Genomic DNA, 16,723 nt, shown 5'->3' with positions numbered 1-16,723 from the left:
CATGTCGGCATCGGTACAGCGCTCGACCCGGCTCCTGATCGCCCTGACGGCGCTGCTCGCGGTCGACACCGCGGCGGCGTGGGGGCGCGTCGGCCACGAGACCGTCGCCTGGATCGCCATCGCCCGACTCGATGCGGAGACCCTGGCGCGCGCCACCAGCCTGCTCGACACCGACGCCGCCGGCATGGCCGAAGCCGCCACCTGGGCCGACCGCGTGCGCGACGGTGACGACGACTGGGCCCACACCTTCAGCTGGCATTTCACCAATCTCGATATCCGGGAACCGGATCTGGAAGCGGCCTGCTTCGGCCATCCCCCGGTGCCCGAGGGCATGGCCGCGTCGCAGGCGCCCGAGCAGTCCTGCGTGGTCGACAAGATCGCGCAGTTCCGCGCCGAGCTGGCCGACCCCGCCACGCCGCTCGCCGAGCAGCGACTGGCCCTGATGTTCCTGCTGCATTTCGTGGGCGATCTGCATCAGCCGCTGCACTCCGCGAACGATGACGACCGCGGCGGAAACGACAAGACCGTGCGTTTGCCCGGACACGAGGCGGCGAATCTGCACCACTACTGGGACACGGTCTTCCTGCCGCCCGCGGAAGGCGGATCCCGGGCACTCGCGCAGGCACTGCTGGCGGGCGCCGATGCCTCGGTGCTGCCCGTGGGGACAGTCGGCGACGCACGTGACTGGGCGCGCGAGACCTTCTCGCTGGCAGTGCGCTGGAGCTACGGCGCGCTGCCCGAGCCGGGTCCGGACGGCGTCCACGTGCTGGATGCGCGCTACCGGCAGGCGGCGGAATCGGTGGTTGCGGTGCAGTTGCTGCGTGCCGGGTACCGGCTCGCCGCGGCCGTCGAAGAGGCCTTCGCGCAGGCCGGTCGGGACGCACAGTGACACCGCACAGGTGCCCGGCCGCGCTCCTGCTCGCTGCCTGCGCCGCTGCCGGATGCGCCGTCGACCGGTCGCCCGATGCCGGGGCTCCAGACACCGGGCCCGTTACCGTCCAGCTGCTCGCCATCAACGACTTCCACGGCTATCTCGACCCGCCGGACGGCGCGGACGGCGCGGACGGCGATCGCGGCGGTGCGGCCTGGGTGGTCGGACTGGCGGATGCGCTGCGTGCCGAGCACCGGCATACCGTGGTGGTGGGCGCGGGCGACATGGTGGGGGCCTCACCGCTGGTGTCGGGACTGTTCCACGACGAGCCCACCATCGCCTTCCTCGACCGGCTCGGGTTGCGCTACACGGCGGTCGGCAATCACGAGTTCGATGCCGGCACCGATGCGCTGCGGCGGCTGCAGAACGGCGGCTGTGCCGCGGTCACTGAGGAGACGCCGCGGCAGAGCTGTGCGCTCGGGCCCTATGACGGTGCCGGCTTCGGCTATCTGTCGGCGAACGTCGTCGAGCGTGATTCCGGCATGCCGCTGTTTCCGCCCTTCGCGGTCGAGACCGTCCCGCTGGACGGCGGCGGTGATCTGCGTATCGCCTTCGTGGGGTTGGTGCTCGCAGAGACCCCCTCACTGGTGACGGCCGAGGCGGTCGCGGACGTGCGCTTCAAGCCTGTCGCGGAAACCGCAAACGCGCTGCTTCCGGCGCTCCGCGCCGCCGACCCGGACGCCATCGTGCTGCTGCTGCACGAGGGCGGTGCGGTGCCGGAGGGGCAGGGGGCGGACGGCGACTGTCCCGATCTCGGTGGGGCGCTCGTGCCGGTTCTGGATGCACTCGATCCGGCCTACGACATCATCGTCTCCGGACACACCCACGAGGTCTACGTCTGCGAGCGCGACGGGCGCCTCATCACCAGTGCCGGCGAATACGGTCGCTGGCTGACCCGCATCCGGCTGCGATTCGACCCCGCCAGCGGCGCGCTCGCGGGACGGTCGGCGCGCAACATCGCGGTGGCGCACGAAGGCGGCGCGGTGTCGTACCGGCCGGATCCGGCCATCGCGGCCATGGTCGATGCCTACCGGATGCGTGCCGCACCGATCATGGACCGGCCGGTGGGCCGCATCACCGCCGATCTCACGCTGCAGCCGGACGCGGGCGGCATGACTGCGATAGGCGCCGTGGTCGCCGACGCGCGTCTCGCCGCCATGGCAGCCCACGACCCGGATTTCGCGGTGGTCAACATCGGCGGTGTCCGGGCGTCGCTGCTCGCGGGCGGCACCGGCGTCGTCAGCCACGGTGATCTGCTGCGCGTGCAGCCGTTCGGCGACGAGCTGCTGCTGGTGACGCTGAGCGGAGCGGAGGTGCGCGCGCTGCTGGCGCAGCAGTGGCGCGAAGATGGTGCGCCCGAGCTGCTGCAGGTGTCGCGTGGGCTGTCGTACGCGTGGCACTCGAACGGCACCGGCAGCGGTGCGGTGGTACCCGGATCGGTGCGGGTGGCGGGTCGCCCGCTGGACGACGACGCTACCTATCGCGTGGTCATCAGCAGCTATCTGGCCGGCGGCGGTGACGGCTTCGGCGTGCTGACCGATGCCCCGCTGATGGCACGGGGGCCGGGCGACGTCCCGGCGCTGGGTGCCTATTTCGCGGCGCACTCGCCGCTGTCACCGCCGTCCGGGGCGCGCGTCCGTCGGCAGCACTGAGCGCCCGCCCGCGCTCGCGTGGGCAGGCGACCCTTCGTGCACCACTGCATTCGCGTCGCGCCCCGGCTGCACACTCCTTGTGCAATTGCACACAACGTTGAACACAATTGGCTCGGCGGCTCGTGGTGCAGCGCAGCAGTCGGGGCGAAATCTCAGTGAATACAATACTGTATACAAGTGGCACGGCCATTGCGTCTGATGGACCCGGGCACCGGCGAAAGCGCGTCACAGGGCGGCTTCCGGCGGCGCATATCGAGACTACAGACGAGGGGTGTAAGCAATGGGCGTTTCACGATTGGGCGGCAACAGTGGCCGCGTAGGGGGTCTCCCCTGGTTCGTGCTTCTGGCCTGCATGGCATGGCCGGTGGCGAGCATGGCCCAGGAAGAATCGGAGAGTGCCGAGTCCGAGGCGGACGTCAGCGAGCTCCAGGAATACGTGACCACCGAGCAGGTGCAGGATGACCTCAGCGTCATTCCCACCGAGCCGGTCGATTCGATCTTCGGTACCGGCAAGACGCTGCTCGAGACGCCGCGCGCGGCCACGTCGATCAGCGCCGAGCTGCTCGACCAGTACGGCGCCGAGGACATCAACGACCTGGTCAAGTTCTCGCCGGGTGCCTACACCAGCTCCTTCTTCGGTGTCGCCGGCAGTCTCGATGTGCGCGGGTCTCCCGCCGACACCTACTTCCGGGGCATGAAGCGCATCGAGAACCCCGGCAACTATCCGACGCCGATCGCGGCATCGGACCGCGTCGATGTCGTGCGCGGCCCGTCGTCGCCGATCTTCGGGCCCGGCAAGGTGGGCGGGTATCTCAACTTCATCCCGAAGTCAGCCCGCGCCGAGACCGGTCGCTATCTCGACACGCCGGCCGGCAGCGTCTCCAGCACGGTGGGCTCGTACGGCAAGTTCATCTCCACCGCCGAAGTCGGCGGCCCGGTGACCATCGCCGGCAACACCGGTGGCTACTACGTGTACGGCATGTTCGAGGACTCGGACAGCTACTACAACAACAGCTTCCAGGACCAGGTCATCATCCAGTCGACCTTCGACTTCGATCTGAGCCCCACCACCCGCATCACCTTCGGCCAGCAGTATCAGCGCTACGAGGGCACCGAGATCGCGGGCTGGAACCGCATCACCCAGGACCTGATCGACAACGGCACCTACCTCGCCGGCGTGCCGCTGGTCGACCTCTCGGACGGCGACCGCATGACGCCGGCGAGCATCCTGGCCGGGGGCAACCTGTTCGCGTTCTCGCCGTGCTGCGGCAACGGCGGCGAGCTCGGCGACCAGTTCGCGCTCGATCCGGCCACGGTCGAGGAAGTGCAGATCAGCGGTCGTGACGTCGTCGTCGATTCGCTGGACGGCATCAAGTCGGACAGCCTTGCCGTCTTCTTCGACATCATCGTCAACCACTCGCCGAGCCTGACCTTCAAGAACAAGGTCTTCGTCGATTTCCTCAACCGCGAGAAGATGGCGACCTACGCGTTCTCGCAGGAGAACAACGCGCTCTCCGTCGAGGACAAGTTCATCGTCGAGCACACCGCCGACTTCGGCTGGCTGAGTGCCAACAGCGCGTTCGCACCGGCGGTGCGCTACTACCGGGCCGAGGACAAGAGCGATTCGGACTGGGAGTATCTCGACCGCCGCGACCTCTCGCGCGGGGCGACGCCGAACGATCGCGTGGTGACGGCGCTGGAGAGCTCCTCGGTCAATCCGTGGAACAACTACCACACCTCGTACTTCTGGAATCCGAGCGTCGCGCTGCTCACCGATCTGACGCTGTTCGACGATCTCGACATCCTGCTCGGCTGGCGCTGGGATTACATCGATCTCGAGGCGGTAGAGAACGGTGCCGTCGACGGTGACGGCGACGGTGTCTCCGACCGACCCATCACCGAGGTCGGCGAGGGCGGCGAGGAAACCATCGTCGGCTATCAGGACGCCTTCTTCCAGGACAACCTGCAGGGCAGCTCCTACAACATCAGCGTCAGCTACCAGCTGCCCTTCGGCATCCGGCCCTACTTCACGACCTCGGAGCAGAAGACGCTGATCACCAACCAGACCGGCGGCGTGTCGCCCTCGGTCATCCAGACCGGAGCGCTCGACGCCTCCGAGCTGGTCGAGTACGGCGTCAAGGGCACCTTCTTCAACGGCCGTCTCTACGTTGCCTTCGCCGACTACGAGCAGGAGCGCAGCAGCTTCAGCACGCAGACGCTGACCGTGCTCGCCACGCGCGGCACCGGCCAGGAACTCGAGATCCGCTGGGTGCCCACCGACAACCTCAGCTTCACCGGTGCGGTGACCAATCAGGAGACGGTGTACGACCCGGCCAACCCGCGCTTCGTCTTCGCCAGCCCGGCGATCAGCGGCTTCGATCCCGCCCAGCAGTACGGCGGCACCATCGGTACCAGCCTGACCGGCGATATCGCCCGCGAGCGCGTCGGGGTGCCGGAGATGGTCTACAGCTTCTTCGGCAACTACCGCTGGAAGAACTGGGACGGTTCGCTCGGCGTGACCTACTACGAAGACACGTTCTCCGGTGCCGGCAAGACCGTGAAGCTGCCCGAGGCCTATCTGGTCACGGCGCAGGTGGGTCTCACGCTCGGCGACTGGAGCGCGCAGCTCACCGTCAACAACGCCCTCGACGAGCGCTACTTCCGGTCGCTGTTCCCGGACATCTTCGGCGACGTCGTGGTGCTGCCCGAGTTGCCGCGGACCGTCGACTTCCGTCTCCGCTACGACTTCGGCTGATTCCCAATCCCGACAGGAGGACCCCACTGTGCGGTTTCCCATGTGTAATCACGCCATGCTGCGGCCGGTCGCGGCAGCCGTCCTGATGACGGCTGCCGCCACCCCGGCATTCCCCGACGAGCTCGACAGTGCCCGTCAGCTGCAGGAGCAGATCGACGAGGCCGGTCAGCAGACCCAGCGCCGCATCGACGAGCTCTCCGAGCAGGCGCGCGCGATGCTCGCCGAGTATCGCGCCGCGCAGGAGGAAGCCGAGAGCCTCGCGGTGTACAACGACCAGCTCGAGCGGCTGGTCGCCTCCCAGTCGGAGGAGATCACCTCCATCGAGGAGCAGCTCGAGACCATCGATACCACGCAGCAGGACTTCGTTCCGTTGATGCTGCGCGCGCTCGATGCGCTCGAGACCTTCGTCGAGCGCGACATGCCCTTCCTCGCCGACGAACGTGCCGCCGATATCGCGGATCTGCGTGCGGTCATGGATCGCGCCGACGTGAGCACCGCCGAGCGTTTCCGCCAGATCATGGCCACCTACCAGGAGGAGATGGATTACGGCCGGACCATCGAGACCTACCGCGGCAAGCTCGATCTCGACGGGTCCGAGCGTTCGGTGCGCTTCCTGCGCATCGGTCGGGTGGCGCTGCTCTACCAGACGCTGGACGGTCAGGCGACCGGTCGCTGGAACCCGGCGACTGGTTCCTGGGAACCGCTCGGCAACGGCTACCGCGCCGCCGTCGAGCACGGACTGCGGGTGGCCTCGGAGCAGGCGCCCCCCGATCTGCTGCAGGTGCCGCTGACCGTGCCGGAGGGGCTGTGATGCCGCTCCGCACGGACCGATTGATTGCAAGGACGTTCGATATGCGACTGCCCCTGGCCGTGATGGCCGCAACCATGGCCGGCGCTGCGGCGCTGTCCGCATTCCCCGTCGGTGCGCAGCAGGGCGGCAGCACGCAGTCGCTGCTGCAGGAGCTGCGCGATGCGCGCCAGCAGGAGGCGCAGCGCGACCAGCAGCGCATCGAGGACTTTCTCGAGCAGGTCAACGAGCGTCAGGCCATGCTGGCGGAGGCACGCCAGGCGCGCGATGCCGCGCGTGCCCGTCGCGACGAGCTGCAGACCGCCTTCGACGGCAACGAGGATCGCCTGGCCGAGCTCGAGACCGAGCTCGAGCAGCGCACCGGCGAATTCGGCGAGGTCTTCGGCGTGATCCGGCAGGTGGCCGGTGACGCGCGCTCGACCATCCGCGCCTCGCTCACCTCGAGCCAGTATCCAGAGCGTCTCGACAGGCTCGATACGCTGGCGAGCAGCAACCGGCTGCCGTCCATCGAGCAGATTGACTGGCTGTGGACCACCCTGCTCGAGGAGATGGTTGCTTCCGGCGAGATCGCCAGCTATCAGGCCGAGGTCGTCAATCCCGACGGTGCTGCCGAGCAGGCGGAAGTCACCCGGGTCGGGCCGTTCAACGCCAGTATCGGCGACAGCTTCCTGCAGTTCTCGCCGGAGACCCAGGAGTTGTCGGTGCTGCCGCGTCAGCCCACCGGTCGCTTCCAGTCGCTGGCCGCGAACGTGGCCGAGGCCGAGCCCGGTACCGCCCTGGTCGAGGGTGTGGTCGATCCCTCGCGCGGCGCCATTCTCAGTCTCCTGATCCAGAAGCCGAACCTCCTCGAGCGCATCCAGCAGGGCAAGCTGGTCGGCTACGTCGTGCTCTTCATCGGGGTCGTCGGCCTGCTCATCGCCGCCGAGCGCTTCGTCACGCTGGGTCGCATCGAGCGGCGCATGCGCGCGCAGCGCAAGGACATCGAGCATCCCAACACCGAGAACCCCCTCGGCCGGGTGCTGACGGCCTACTACGAGAACCAGAAGGTCGACACCGAGACCCTCCAGCTCAAGCTCGACGAGGCCATCCTGGCCGACGTGCCGCCCATCGAGCGCGGGCTCTCCACCATGAAGATCCTCGCCGCGGTGGCCCCGCTGCTGGGGCTGCTCGGAACGGTGGTGGGCATGATCGCCACCTTCCAGGCCATCACCCTCTTCGGCACCGGCGATCCCAAGCTGATGGCGGGCGGCATCTCGCAGGCCCTGGTCACCACGGTTCTCGGCCTGGTGGTCGCCGTGCCGCTGATCCTGCTGCACAGCGTGCTGTCGGGCCGCAGCCGCAAGATCATCCAGACGCTGGAGCACCAGAGCAGCGGCATCGTCGCCTCGCACGCGGAGAAGGCGCACGGCCATGTATGAGCTGAACCGCCTTCTCACCAGCATGCAGGACTTCATGAGCTCGGGCGGCGACGTGCTCTGGGTGATCCTGCTGCTCACCGCGCTGCTCTGGGCGCTGATCGTGGAACGCATCTGGTTCTTCCGCTATCAGCACCCGCGCCAGCTCGAGACCGTCATCGCCGCATGGCGCCAGCGTCGCGACAAGCGCTCCTGGTACTCCACCCGCATCCGCGAGGCGTGGATCTCGGAGCTGGAGATCGAGCTCAACCGGTTCATTCCGCTGCTCAAGACGGTCATCGCGGTGCTGCCGCTGGTGGGTCTGCTGGGCACGGTCACCGGGATGGTCCAGGTCTTCGACGTGCTGTCGGTCATGGGCACGGGCAACCCGCGCGCCATGGCGAGCGGGGTCTCGGCCGCGACCATCCCGACCATGGCCGGCATGGTCGCGGCACTGTCCGGGCTCTACTTCAGCGTGCGCCTGGAACGCCAGGCGCTCACCAGGTCGCAGGTCGTGGCCGACCGCATTTCCTTCTTCGACGAGACCGCCAATGCGTAGCCGCTATTCCGCCACTCAGCAGGAGGAAGCCGACGTCAACATGACGCCGATGCTCGACATCGTCTTCATCATGTTGATCTTCTTCATCGTCACCACCTCCTTCGTCAAGGAGACCGGCATCGAGGTCATCCGGCCCAGCGCCGAGACCGCCGAGCAGCAGCAGAAGGCCAACATCCTGATCGGCATCCGCGAGAACGGCGAGATCTGGATCGACCGCCGCCAGGTCGAGCTGCAGGCCGTCCGTGCCAATGTCGAGCGCATGCTCGCCGAGAACCCCGAAGCGGGTGTCGTCGTGGTCTCCGACAAGGGCGCCAGCACCGGCGTGCTGATCGATGCCATGGACCAGGCCCGCCTCGCCGGTGCCAGCAACATCTCCATCGCCGCGGAAAATGAGTAGACGGAATGTCGTCAGAGGGTTGCTCCCGGTGGTGTGCGGCGTCGTCGTCGCCGGCGCGCTGTTCCTGCTCATGATGACCATGATCAGCAACCGCGATGCCGGTCTCGACGAGGCAGGCGAGCAGACCGCGATCAACTTCATCCGCTTCGATCGCGATCAGGAGACGCGCACCCGCGATCGGCGCGAGCCGCCGGACGAGCCGCCACCGCCCGACGAGCCGCCGCCCCCGCCGCCGGAGGCCGTGTCCACGGTCGACCGGCCGCAGACGCAGATGCCGCAGCTCGACATGCCCAACATCGATGTGCCGATGAACATCGAGGGCGGGCCCTATCTCGGCGACTACGCGGCCGGTGGCGGTGGTCCGGTGGGCATCGACACCGATGCCGTGCCGACCGTGCGCGTGCCACCGGTCTACCCCCGGCGTGCCAGGCAGGCGAAGCTGGAGGGCTACGTCACCATGGAGTTCACCATCCGGCCCGACGGCTCGGTGACCGACGTCCAGGTGGTCGATTCCCAGCCGGGGCAGCTGTTCAACGCCTCCGCCGTGCAGGCGCTCTCGCGGTGGCAGTTCCAGGCGCACACCGTGAACGGGGAGCGCGTCGCCCGCCGTGCCCGCCAGACCATCCGCTTCTCGCTGGAGACGAGTTGATGGACATGCTCCGCACCATTCCCGCAGGTGTCCGCATCCTCGCGCTCGGGATTGCCCTCGCGTTCGCGCCCGCAGCGGTGTGGGCGCAATCCGGGGAGGATCCGCCCAAGCTCGCGCAGTCGACCTACAACAAGCTGACCGATGCGCGCGAGAAGATGGAGGAATCGCAGTACGACGCCGCCATCAGCGACATGCAGGCGCTGCTCGACGAGCTCGAGGACCGCGACTACGACCGCGCAATCACGCTGCAGACGATGGGCTACGCCCATCTCGGCAAGAGCGACTACGACGCCGGCATCGCCAGCTTCGAGCAGGCGCTGGCGCTGGAGGCGCTGCCCACCGAGGCGCAGCTCGGCGCGCAGCATGCGCTGGCCCGGCTCTACGCTGCGGAGGCGCGCTACGCCGAGGCACGCGATGCGCTGACGACGTGGATGGACACCGAAGGCGCCGAGCCGGCCGCCGACGACTACGCGCTCCTCGGCAACATCCACGCGCAGCTGGGCGAGCACGGCACCGGCATCACCGCCATGCGCAAGGCCATCGAGCTGGAGGACGCGCCCAAGGAGTCGTACTACCAGCTCCTGCTCGCGCTCTGCTTCGAGGGCGAGCGCTTCGGCGAGGCCGCGCAGGTGCTCGAACGCATGGTGCGCCACTGGCCCGGCAATGCGGCCTACTGGCGGCAGCTCGCCAGTGTCTACATGAATCTCGGGCGCGACACCGAGGCGCACGCCACCCTGCGCATCGCCCATCGCAAGGGTCTGCTGGAGAGCGAGCGCGAGCTGCTCAACCTGGTCCAGCTGGCCTTCGCCATCGACCTGCCCGACCACGCCGCGCGCGTGCTCGAGGAGGAGATGGCGGCCGGGCGCATCAGCCGCTCGCAGCGCAATCTCGAGATGCTCGCCGAGGCCTGGGCCAGCGCCAAGCAGTACGACGAGGCGATCGCGGCGTATCAGCGCCTCGCCGAATCCACCGGCAGCGGCAAGTATCTGTTGAGCCAGGCCTACCTGCACATGCAGCGCGACGACTGGGCGGCGGTCGCGGAGAGCGCCGAGGCGGCCGTCGGTGCCGGCGGGCTCGACTCTCCCGGCCGCGCCTGGATGCTGCTCGGCATGGCCCGTATCCGTCAGGAACAGCCGGATGCCGGGCTCGAAGCCATGACGCGTGCCGCCGAATACCGCGACACCGCGCAGCAGGCGCGCCAATGGATTGCCCACGTCAAGCGCCAGCAGCGGGACGCCGGGTCGTGATCGAAACGGACGGGAAAGCGGCAGCCCCCGAAACTCAGGCCGTGCGCCTCTCCACGCCCATCCTGAGCTTTCCCGTACGCACGATCGCCACCCCGCGCCGCTGCTGGCAGGAGGTGTTGTCGCGGCAGCACCGTCCAGGCCACCGGAGACAGCGATGAACTACGAGGATTATCTGCGGCGCGTGCCCAAGGCCGAGCTTCACTGCCACTTCGAGGGCACCGTGCGCCCGGCGACCTTCGCCGAGCTCGCCGACAAGCACGGCATCGCGCTGCCCACGCGCGAGGTCGACCGGCTCTACGACTACGACAGCATCGAGGGCTTCCTCGAGATCTTCGGGCTGGTCGCCACCACCATCATCGATCGCGAGGACTTCGCGCGCGTGGCCTACGAGTCGCTCGCCGACGGGCGCGACCGGGGCGGCCTGGTCTATCGCGAGATGTTCTTCAACCCGACCCTGCACACCCGCCGCGGCGTCGCCTACGCCACCGTGGTGGACGGCATCGTCGACGGTATCCGGCTGGCGAGCCGCGAGCTCGGCGTCGAGTGCCGGCTGATCGCCGATGTCTACCGGCAGGACAATCCGGCCGAGGCCGTGGCCATGGTCGAGCAGGTGCTCGCGCACCGGCCCGACGAACTCATCGGCCTCGGCATGGACGGTGCCGAGGCGCCCGATCCGCCCGAGCGCTTCACCGAGGCCTTCGCGCTGGCGCGCAGGGGCGGCCTGCGCCTGACCAGCCACGCCTGCGAGGACGCTCCGGCGCGGAACATCGCCACCTGTCTCGATCTGCTGGGCTGCGAGCGCATCGACCACGGCTACCACATCCTCGGCGACCCGGCGCTGGTGCAGCGCGCCCGCGACGAGGGCCTGATCTTCACCTGCTGCCCGACGGCAACGGCGACGGTCTACGGCTGGCCGGACCTGACCCATCACCCGATCCGGGACATGGTCGCCGGCGACCTGCGGGTCACGCTGAATTCGGACGATCCCACCATGTTCCACACCGACATCGGGAAGGAGTTCGTGGATCTGTGCACGGCACTGGACTACGGCCCCGCGCAGGTGCGGCGCTTCTGCCTGGATGCGGTGGACGGTACCTGGCTGGACGACAGCGACAAGCGCGCGCTGCGTGCCCGCGTCACCGCCGGCCTCGACGCCCTCGACGCCGAACTGGCGGGTGCGGCATGAGGCGCGGTCTCGCGCACGCCGCGCTGCTCGGCGCCGCCGGCATGCTGCTCGCCGCCTGCGGCAGCCGGCCCGCTCCGGAAACGGCCGAGGCGCCACCCGCGGAAGCGCCGATTTCGGTCAAGGCCGTGGTCGTCACCATGTTCGAGATCGGCGATCTGGTCGGCGACACCCCCGGCGAGTTCCAGTACTGGAAGGAGCGCGAGGGCCTCGACACGGTCATGCCGCTGCCCGCCGGCCACGGCGACGTGCACGTCGATGCCGAGCGCGGCGTCATTGCCGTCATCACCGGCATCGGCACTGCCAACGCGGTGTCGACGATCACCGCGCTGGGGCTCGATCCGCGCTTCGATCTCTCCCGGGCGTACTGGCTGGTGGCCGGCATCTCGGGCGGCGATCCGGCCGACACATCGCTGGGATCGGCGGTATGGGCCGAGCACCTGGTCGACGGTGATCTCGCCTACGAGCTCGATGCGCGCGAGATCCCCGCGGACTGGCCGACCGGCTACGTCCCGCTGCAGGCCAGCACGCCGTACGCGGAGCCGCGACCGAGCGAGCACACGGCGGCCAATCAGTACTTCCGGCTCGATCCCGGCCTGGTCGACTGGGCCTTTGCACTGACACGGGATGTCGCGATCCCCGATACCGAGGACATGGCGGCGTTCCGCGAACGTTTCGCGGACGAGGCCGCCCGGCAGCCGCCGTCGGTGATGCGCGGCGATCATCTCGCCGCCATGACCTTCTGGCACGGACGCCTGATGAACGACTGGGCCAACGACTGGGTGGCGTACTGGAGCGACGGTGCCGGCGAGTTCGTGACCTCGGCGATGGAGGACACCGGCACCATGCTCGCGCTGACACGCCTGGGCGAGGCCGGCCGCGCCGATCCCGACCGCCTGCTGGTGCTGCGCACGGTCAGCAACTTCACGATGGGGCCCGAGGGCGTCGACGCCGCCACCAGCCTCGCCGGCGAGCACACCGGCTACTCCGGCATGGGCGCGGCGCTGGAGGCCGCGCACGCCGTCGGCAGCCGCGTGGTCGACGCCATCGTCGCGGACTGGGCCACCTACCGCGACACCATCCCCGGCACGGCCGAATGATGCGCCGGTGGCGGCAGCGCGCGCGCACGCTGCTCGCGATCGTCGGTGCGCTCGCGGCGCCGGCGGCGCTCGCGGCCGAGCCGATGGCGGTTCGGGTGGTCGTGGTGAGCATGTTCGAGGTCGGCGCCGACAGCGGCGACACGCCGGGCGAGCTGCAGCTCTGGCGCGAGCGCTTCGATCTCGACACCGCATACCCGCTGCCCGCCGGCCACCACGACGTGCTCGCCGACCCGGAGCGCGGCGTCATCGCGGTGGTCACCGGACAGGGCACGGCGCGTGCCGCGGCCACCATCATGGCGCTGGGCAGCGACCCGCGCTTCGACCTCTCGCGCGCCTACTGGCTGGTGGCCGGCATCGCCGGGGTCGACCCGGCGGTCACCACCGTGGGCAGCGCGGTGTGGACCGACTGGGTGGTGGACGGCGACCTTGCCTACCGGATCGATGCGCGGGAAATGCCGGAGGACTGGCCCACCGGCACCATTCCCTACCTGCGCCGCGAACCCTTCGAGCCGCCGCGGCCGGAGCGCGAGGCGCGCGTCTGGCAGCTCAACCCGGAGCTGCTCGCGTGGGCCCATGCGCTGACCGAGGACATCGCACTCGACGAGACCGAATCCATGAAGCGGCTGCGCGCACGCTACACCGCCGACGCGCATGCGCCGGCCCGCGGCACGCCCGAGGTCATGATCGGTGCCAACCTGTCCGCCACCAGCTATTGGCACGGCACCCTGCTCAACCGCTGGGCGCGTCGCTGGATCGACTACTGGACCGACGGGGCGGCGCGCTTCGTCACCTCGGCAATGGAGGACTCCGGCACCCTGCAGTCGCTGGCGTATCTCGATCGCGCCGGCCGTGCCGATCTCGACCGCGTGCTGATCCTGCGCACCGGATCGAACTTCACGACCCAGCCGGCCGATCTCACCGCTGCCGAGAACCTGGCCCGCGACGATGACGGCTACTCGGCGTACGTGCCCAGCCTCGAGGCGGCCTATCGCGTGGGCAGCACGGTGGTTTCCGCCCTGGTGGCCGACTGGGCGCGGTACCGCGACACGGTTCCCGGAAGCGAGCGGTAGTGCGGAACATCGTGATGCGCGCGCTGGCGGTGCTCCTGACGGCGGTCGTCGGCGCCTGCGCCGCGATGCCGGCCTCCCCGCCGGAATGCGCGGCCGGCCGGATCATGCAGCGCCACGCGCTCTACTTCGGCCTGACCACGTCCGACGGCGCCATCATCGACGAGGCGCGCTGGTCGGCCTTTCTCGCCGAGACGGTGACGCCGCGCTTTCCCGAAGGATTCACCGTCCTGGAAGCGCGCGGCCAGTGGCGCAATCGCGAAACCGGCACGATCATCCGTCAGCCATCCCGCGTGCTGATCGTGCTCGCCGCCGATGACCCGGTCACGTCGACGGCGGTGGAGAGCGTGCGCACGGCGTATCGCGAGCGCTTCGCGCAGCAGTCGGTCCTGCGCGTTTCCGCGCCGGTCTGCGCGTCGTTCTGAGCGATTCGTGGTGCGACACGGGGCATCATGCGGCACTCAATGTATGCAACGTTGCATTCGTAAAGTGCAGCCTATCGTGGGCATAGCCGGCAGGCATCGTAAAAACAACGAGTTATGAGATGGCATGGCCGTTGCGTTCCCACGGATGCCGACGTTCCATTTGATGTTGTCCGGGCGGCGGTTCGCATTCCAGAAGACCGTTTCGAGAAAAAGGGGGTTGTGGTGTCGAATCAAGAGTGGGGTCGTGACACGTTTGCCCGCCGGCGCATCGGTGGCCGCGCCGCGCAGGTGGCGCGACTGGCGCTGTGCGGTGCGCTGGCGGCATCGTCCGGGGCCGTCCTTGCCCAGGACGAGGGCGAAGCCCGCGCGGAGTCCGCCCCCTCGCGCACACAGCTCGACGAAATGACGGTGACTGCTTCGCGCAACGAAGAGAGCATCAAGGATGTACCGGTATCGGTCACCACGGTGCCGCAGCAGCAGGTCGAGGCCCTGAATTCCGATGGCAGCGATATCCGCAACCTGTCCGGCAGCACGCCCAGCCTCGTCATCGAATCGTCGAACGGGCGCAGCCTGCCGCGCTTCTACATCCGTGGCTTCGGCAATACCGACTTCTCGACCTTCGCGTCGCAGCCGGTGGGTCTGGTCTACGACGATATCCAGCTCTCCAACGCCGCACTGAAGAGCTTCCCGGCCTTCGACCTCGCCAGCATCGAGGTGCTGCGCGGTCCGCAGGGATCGCTGTTCGGCCGCAACACGCCGGCCGGCGTCGTCAAGCTGGAGTCGGCGAAGCCGGTGCTGGGCAGTCAGGAGGGCTACTTCAGCTTCTCCACCGGCACCTACAACAGCAACAACTACGAGATGGTCTACAACGCGCCCATCGGCAACGAGATGGCGCTGCGCGTGTCCGCCCTCTCGCAGAACCGCGACGACTGGGTGGACGACACCTTCAAGCAGACCAAGGACGAGTACGGTGCCTATGCCGACCGCGCCTTCCGGGCGCAGCTGCTCTACGATCCGGTCGACTCCGGCTTCCGCGCTCTGCTCAACGTGCACGGCCGCGATCTCGACGGCACCGCACGCCTGTTCCGCGCGTTCACCGTGCTGCCGGGCAGCAATGACCTCGCGCCCGGTTTCGACATCGAGAAGGTGGCGATGGACGGGCGCAACGAGCAGGAGCTCAAGAGCCTGGGTGCCAATGCCCGTCTGAGCTGGGATTTCGAGAACGTCACCCTCTACTCGATCACCGGCTACGAGGGCATCAACCACTACTTCAGCCGCGGCGACATCGATGGCGGCTTCACCAACGGCGAGGAGGGCGCCACCGCCTTCCCGGTGGAGACTTCCGGCGAGATCGACGATCTCCGCCAGATCACGCAGGAGCTGCGCCTCGCGTCCGACGATGGCGGCTTTCTCGACTGGCAGGCGGGCGTCTACTACTTCGACGAGTCGGTCACCGGCATCTCGCGCACCTATGGATCGCCCTCGGGTCCGGTCAGCAACTTCACGCGCAACACGCAGGAGACGCAGTCGCTGGCCGGCTTCGCCGCACTGGATCTGGCGCTGACCGACCGGCTGGCCGCGAAGCTCGGCGCCCGCTACACCTGGATCGACAAGACCTTCCGGGTCGACGAGGCCTTCAATACCGAGTTCACCGGTCCGCGCTCGGACAGCGACGACAGCAGCAAGGTGAGCTGGGATACCAGTCTGAGCTATGCGCTGACGCCCGAAGTCACGACCTATGCGCGTGTTGCCACCGGTTTCCGCGGACAGAGCTACGCAGCGCCGGATCAGAATCTGCCCATCACCATCGCCGAGCCGGAGGAGATGATCTCCTACGAGGCGGGCTTCAAGTCCGAGCTGCTCGACAACCGTCTGCGCCTCAACGCCAGCGCCTACTACTACGAGGTCGACGGCCAGCAGCTCACCGCCGCCGGCACCGAGGACAACATCCTGCGCCTGCTCAACGCCGACACCACCGTCGGCCAGGGTGTCGAGCTCGACCTCTGGGCGCACGTCTCCGAGCGCCTGCTGGTCACCTTCGGCGCCAGCTACAACGACACCGAGCTGGACGATCCGGATCTCGCGGTCAACGGCTGCGCCAGCGCCGGCTGCACGAATCTCGATCCACAGGTCGGCGACAACCTCTTCCTCATCGACGGCAATCCGCTGCCGCGTGCGGCGGAGTTCATCGCCAACGCCACGGCGCGCTACGACATCCCGATGGGCGACGGCGACGGCTTCTACATCTTCGGCGACCTTTCCTACACCGGCGAGTACAACTACGGACTCACCGAGTCGGTTGAGCTGAAGTCGAATCCGCTGCTGCTGGCCGGCCTGCGTGCCGCCTACACCTGGGACTACGGCAAGTACGAGGTCGCCGGCTTCTGCCGCAACTGCACCGACGAGGTCGAAGCGCTCGGCGCCGTCTCCATCAACAACATGGCGGCCCTGGTCAACGAGCCGCGCATCATCGGCGTGCAGTTCAAGATGCAGTACTAGGTCGTGTGTGGAAACGCGGTGGGCGTCCGGCTGCGGCCGGGCGCCCTTCCGCTATCC

At 68.5% G+C, this 16,723-nt stretch carries 14 protein-coding genes; all 14 read left to right on the top strand.

The window, feature by feature from the left end; all coding sequences use genetic code 11:
• The first annotated feature begins 1 nt into the window (after position 1).
• The gene (locus tag KAH28_RS00170) at positions 2–889 is read left to right on the top strand and encodes a S1/P1 nuclease (RefSeq protein WP_290573760.1); all 888 of its coding nucleotides are present in this window, start codon (positions 2–4) and stop codon (positions 887–889) included.
• On the top strand, positions 886–2,583 hold the full coding sequence (locus KAH28_RS00165) for a bifunctional metallophosphatase/5'-nucleotidase (protein ID WP_290573759.1): 1,698 nt from the start codon (positions 886–888) through the stop codon (positions 2,581–2,583). Before KAH28_RS00170 ends, KAH28_RS00165 begins: the two co-directional genes overlap by 4 nt.
• 373 nt (positions 2,584–2,956) lie before the next feature.
• Positions 2,957–5,338 (top strand): TonB-dependent receptor, encoded by a 2,382-nt coding sequence (locus tag KAH28_RS00160; protein ID WP_290573758.1) that lies wholly within the window; start codon positions 2,957–2,959, stop codon positions 5,336–5,338.
• An 85-nt stretch (positions 5,339–5,423) separates the two neighbouring features.
• Entirely contained in the window at positions 5,424–6,149 is a 726-nt protein-coding gene (locus tag KAH28_RS00155; protein ID WP_290573757.1) for a DUF3450 domain-containing protein, read from the top strand.
• 41 nt (positions 6,150–6,190) lie between these two features.
• Complete coding sequence (locus KAH28_RS00150; protein WP_290573756.1) at positions 6,191–7,564, top strand: MotA/TolQ/ExbB proton channel family protein; 1,374 nt, start codon at positions 6,191–6,193, stop codon at positions 7,562–7,564.
• Positions 7,557–8,099, top strand: coding sequence for a MotA/TolQ/ExbB proton channel family protein (locus tag KAH28_RS00145; protein WP_290573755.1), 543 nt, complete (start codon positions 7,557–7,559; stop codon positions 8,097–8,099). Before KAH28_RS00150 ends, KAH28_RS00145 begins: the two co-directional genes overlap by 8 nt.
• Complete coding sequence (locus KAH28_RS00140) at positions 8,092–8,496, top strand: biopolymer transporter ExbD (RefSeq protein ID WP_290573754.1); 405 nt, start codon at positions 8,092–8,094, stop codon at positions 8,494–8,496. The genes KAH28_RS00145 and KAH28_RS00140 overlap by 8 nt, the downstream gene beginning before the upstream one ends.
• A complete protein-coding gene (locus KAH28_RS00135; protein ID WP_290573753.1) occupies positions 8,489–9,145 on the top strand; it encodes an energy transducer TonB in 657 nt (218 codons plus the stop codon). Before KAH28_RS00140 ends, KAH28_RS00135 begins: the two co-directional genes overlap by 8 nt.
• Positions 9,145–10,392, top strand: coding sequence for a tetratricopeptide repeat protein (locus tag KAH28_RS00130; protein WP_290573752.1), 1,248 nt, complete (start codon positions 9,145–9,147; stop codon positions 10,390–10,392). Before KAH28_RS00135 ends, KAH28_RS00130 begins: the two co-directional genes overlap by 1 nt.
• A 154-nt stretch (positions 10,393–10,546) precedes the next feature.
• On the top strand, positions 10,547–11,578 hold the full coding sequence (add, locus tag KAH28_RS00125) for an adenosine deaminase (RefSeq protein WP_290573750.1): 1,032 nt from the start codon (positions 10,547–10,549) through the stop codon (positions 11,576–11,578).
• Entirely contained in the window at positions 11,575–12,675 is a 1,101-nt protein-coding gene (locus KAH28_RS00120) for a purine nucleoside permease (protein ID WP_290573749.1), read from the top strand. The genes add and KAH28_RS00120 overlap by 4 nt, the downstream gene beginning before the upstream one ends.
• Positions 12,672–13,745, top strand: coding sequence for a purine nucleoside permease (locus KAH28_RS00115; RefSeq protein ID WP_290573747.1), 1,074 nt, complete (start codon positions 12,672–12,674; stop codon positions 13,743–13,745). The genes KAH28_RS00120 and KAH28_RS00115 overlap by 4 nt, the downstream gene beginning before the upstream one ends.
• Positions 13,745–14,167, top strand: a complete 423-nt coding sequence (locus KAH28_RS00110; RefSeq protein ID WP_290573744.1) for a DUF3574 domain-containing protein — start codon at positions 13,745–13,747, stop codon at positions 14,165–14,167. The genes KAH28_RS00115 and KAH28_RS00110 overlap by 1 nt, the downstream gene beginning before the upstream one ends.
• Positions 14,168–14,389: 222 nt before the next feature.
• Positions 14,390–16,666 (top strand): TonB-dependent receptor, encoded by a 2,277-nt coding sequence (locus tag KAH28_RS00105; protein WP_290573742.1) that lies wholly within the window; start codon positions 14,390–14,392, stop codon positions 16,664–16,666.
• The last annotated feature ends 57 nt before the right edge of the window (positions 16,667–16,723 follow it).

The organism is Algiphilus sp. (genome assembly GCF_023145115.1).
In the GTDB taxonomy this organism is placed as follows: Bacteria; Pseudomonadota; Gammaproteobacteria; order Nevskiales; family Nevskiaceae; genus Algiphilus.
This window is presented reverse-complemented; position numbering and strand designations above follow the sequence as displayed.

Bases quoted from the DNA above. Each gene is read 5' to 3' on its own strand.
- KAH28_RS00170 (WP_290573760.1), top strand. From the start codon at position 2: ATGTCGGCATCGGTACAGCGCTCGACCCGGCTCCTGATCGCCCTGACG.
- KAH28_RS00160 (WP_290573758.1), top strand. From the start codon at position 2,957: ATGGCCCAGGAAGAATCGGAGAGTGCCGAGTCCGAGGCGGACGTCAGC.
- KAH28_RS00155 (WP_290573757.1), top strand. From the start codon at position 5,424: ATGACGGCTGCCGCCACCCCGGCATTCCCCGACGAGCTCGACAGTGCC.
- KAH28_RS00150 (WP_290573756.1), top strand. From the start codon at position 6,191: ATGCGACTGCCCCTGGCCGTGATGGCCGCAACCATGGCCGGCGCTGCG.
- KAH28_RS00145 (WP_290573755.1), top strand. From the start codon at position 7,557: ATGTATGAGCTGAACCGCCTTCTCACCAGCATGCAGGACTTCATGAGC.
- KAH28_RS00140 (WP_290573754.1), top strand. From the start codon at position 8,092: ATGCGTAGCCGCTATTCCGCCACTCAGCAGGAGGAAGCCGACGTCAAC.
- KAH28_RS00135 (WP_290573753.1), top strand. From the start codon at position 8,489: ATGAGTAGACGGAATGTCGTCAGAGGGTTGCTCCCGGTGGTGTGCGGC.
- KAH28_RS00130 (WP_290573752.1), top strand. From the start codon at position 9,145: ATGGACATGCTCCGCACCATTCCCGCAGGTGTCCGCATCCTCGCGCTC.
- add (WP_290573750.1), top strand. From the start codon at position 10,547: ATGAACTACGAGGATTATCTGCGGCGCGTGCCCAAGGCCGAGCTTCAC.
- KAH28_RS00120 (WP_290573749.1), top strand. From the start codon at position 11,575: ATGAGGCGCGGTCTCGCGCACGCCGCGCTGCTCGGCGCCGCCGGCATG.
- KAH28_RS00115 (WP_290573747.1), top strand. From the start codon at position 12,672: ATGATGCGCCGGTGGCGGCAGCGCGCGCGCACGCTGCTCGCGATCGTC.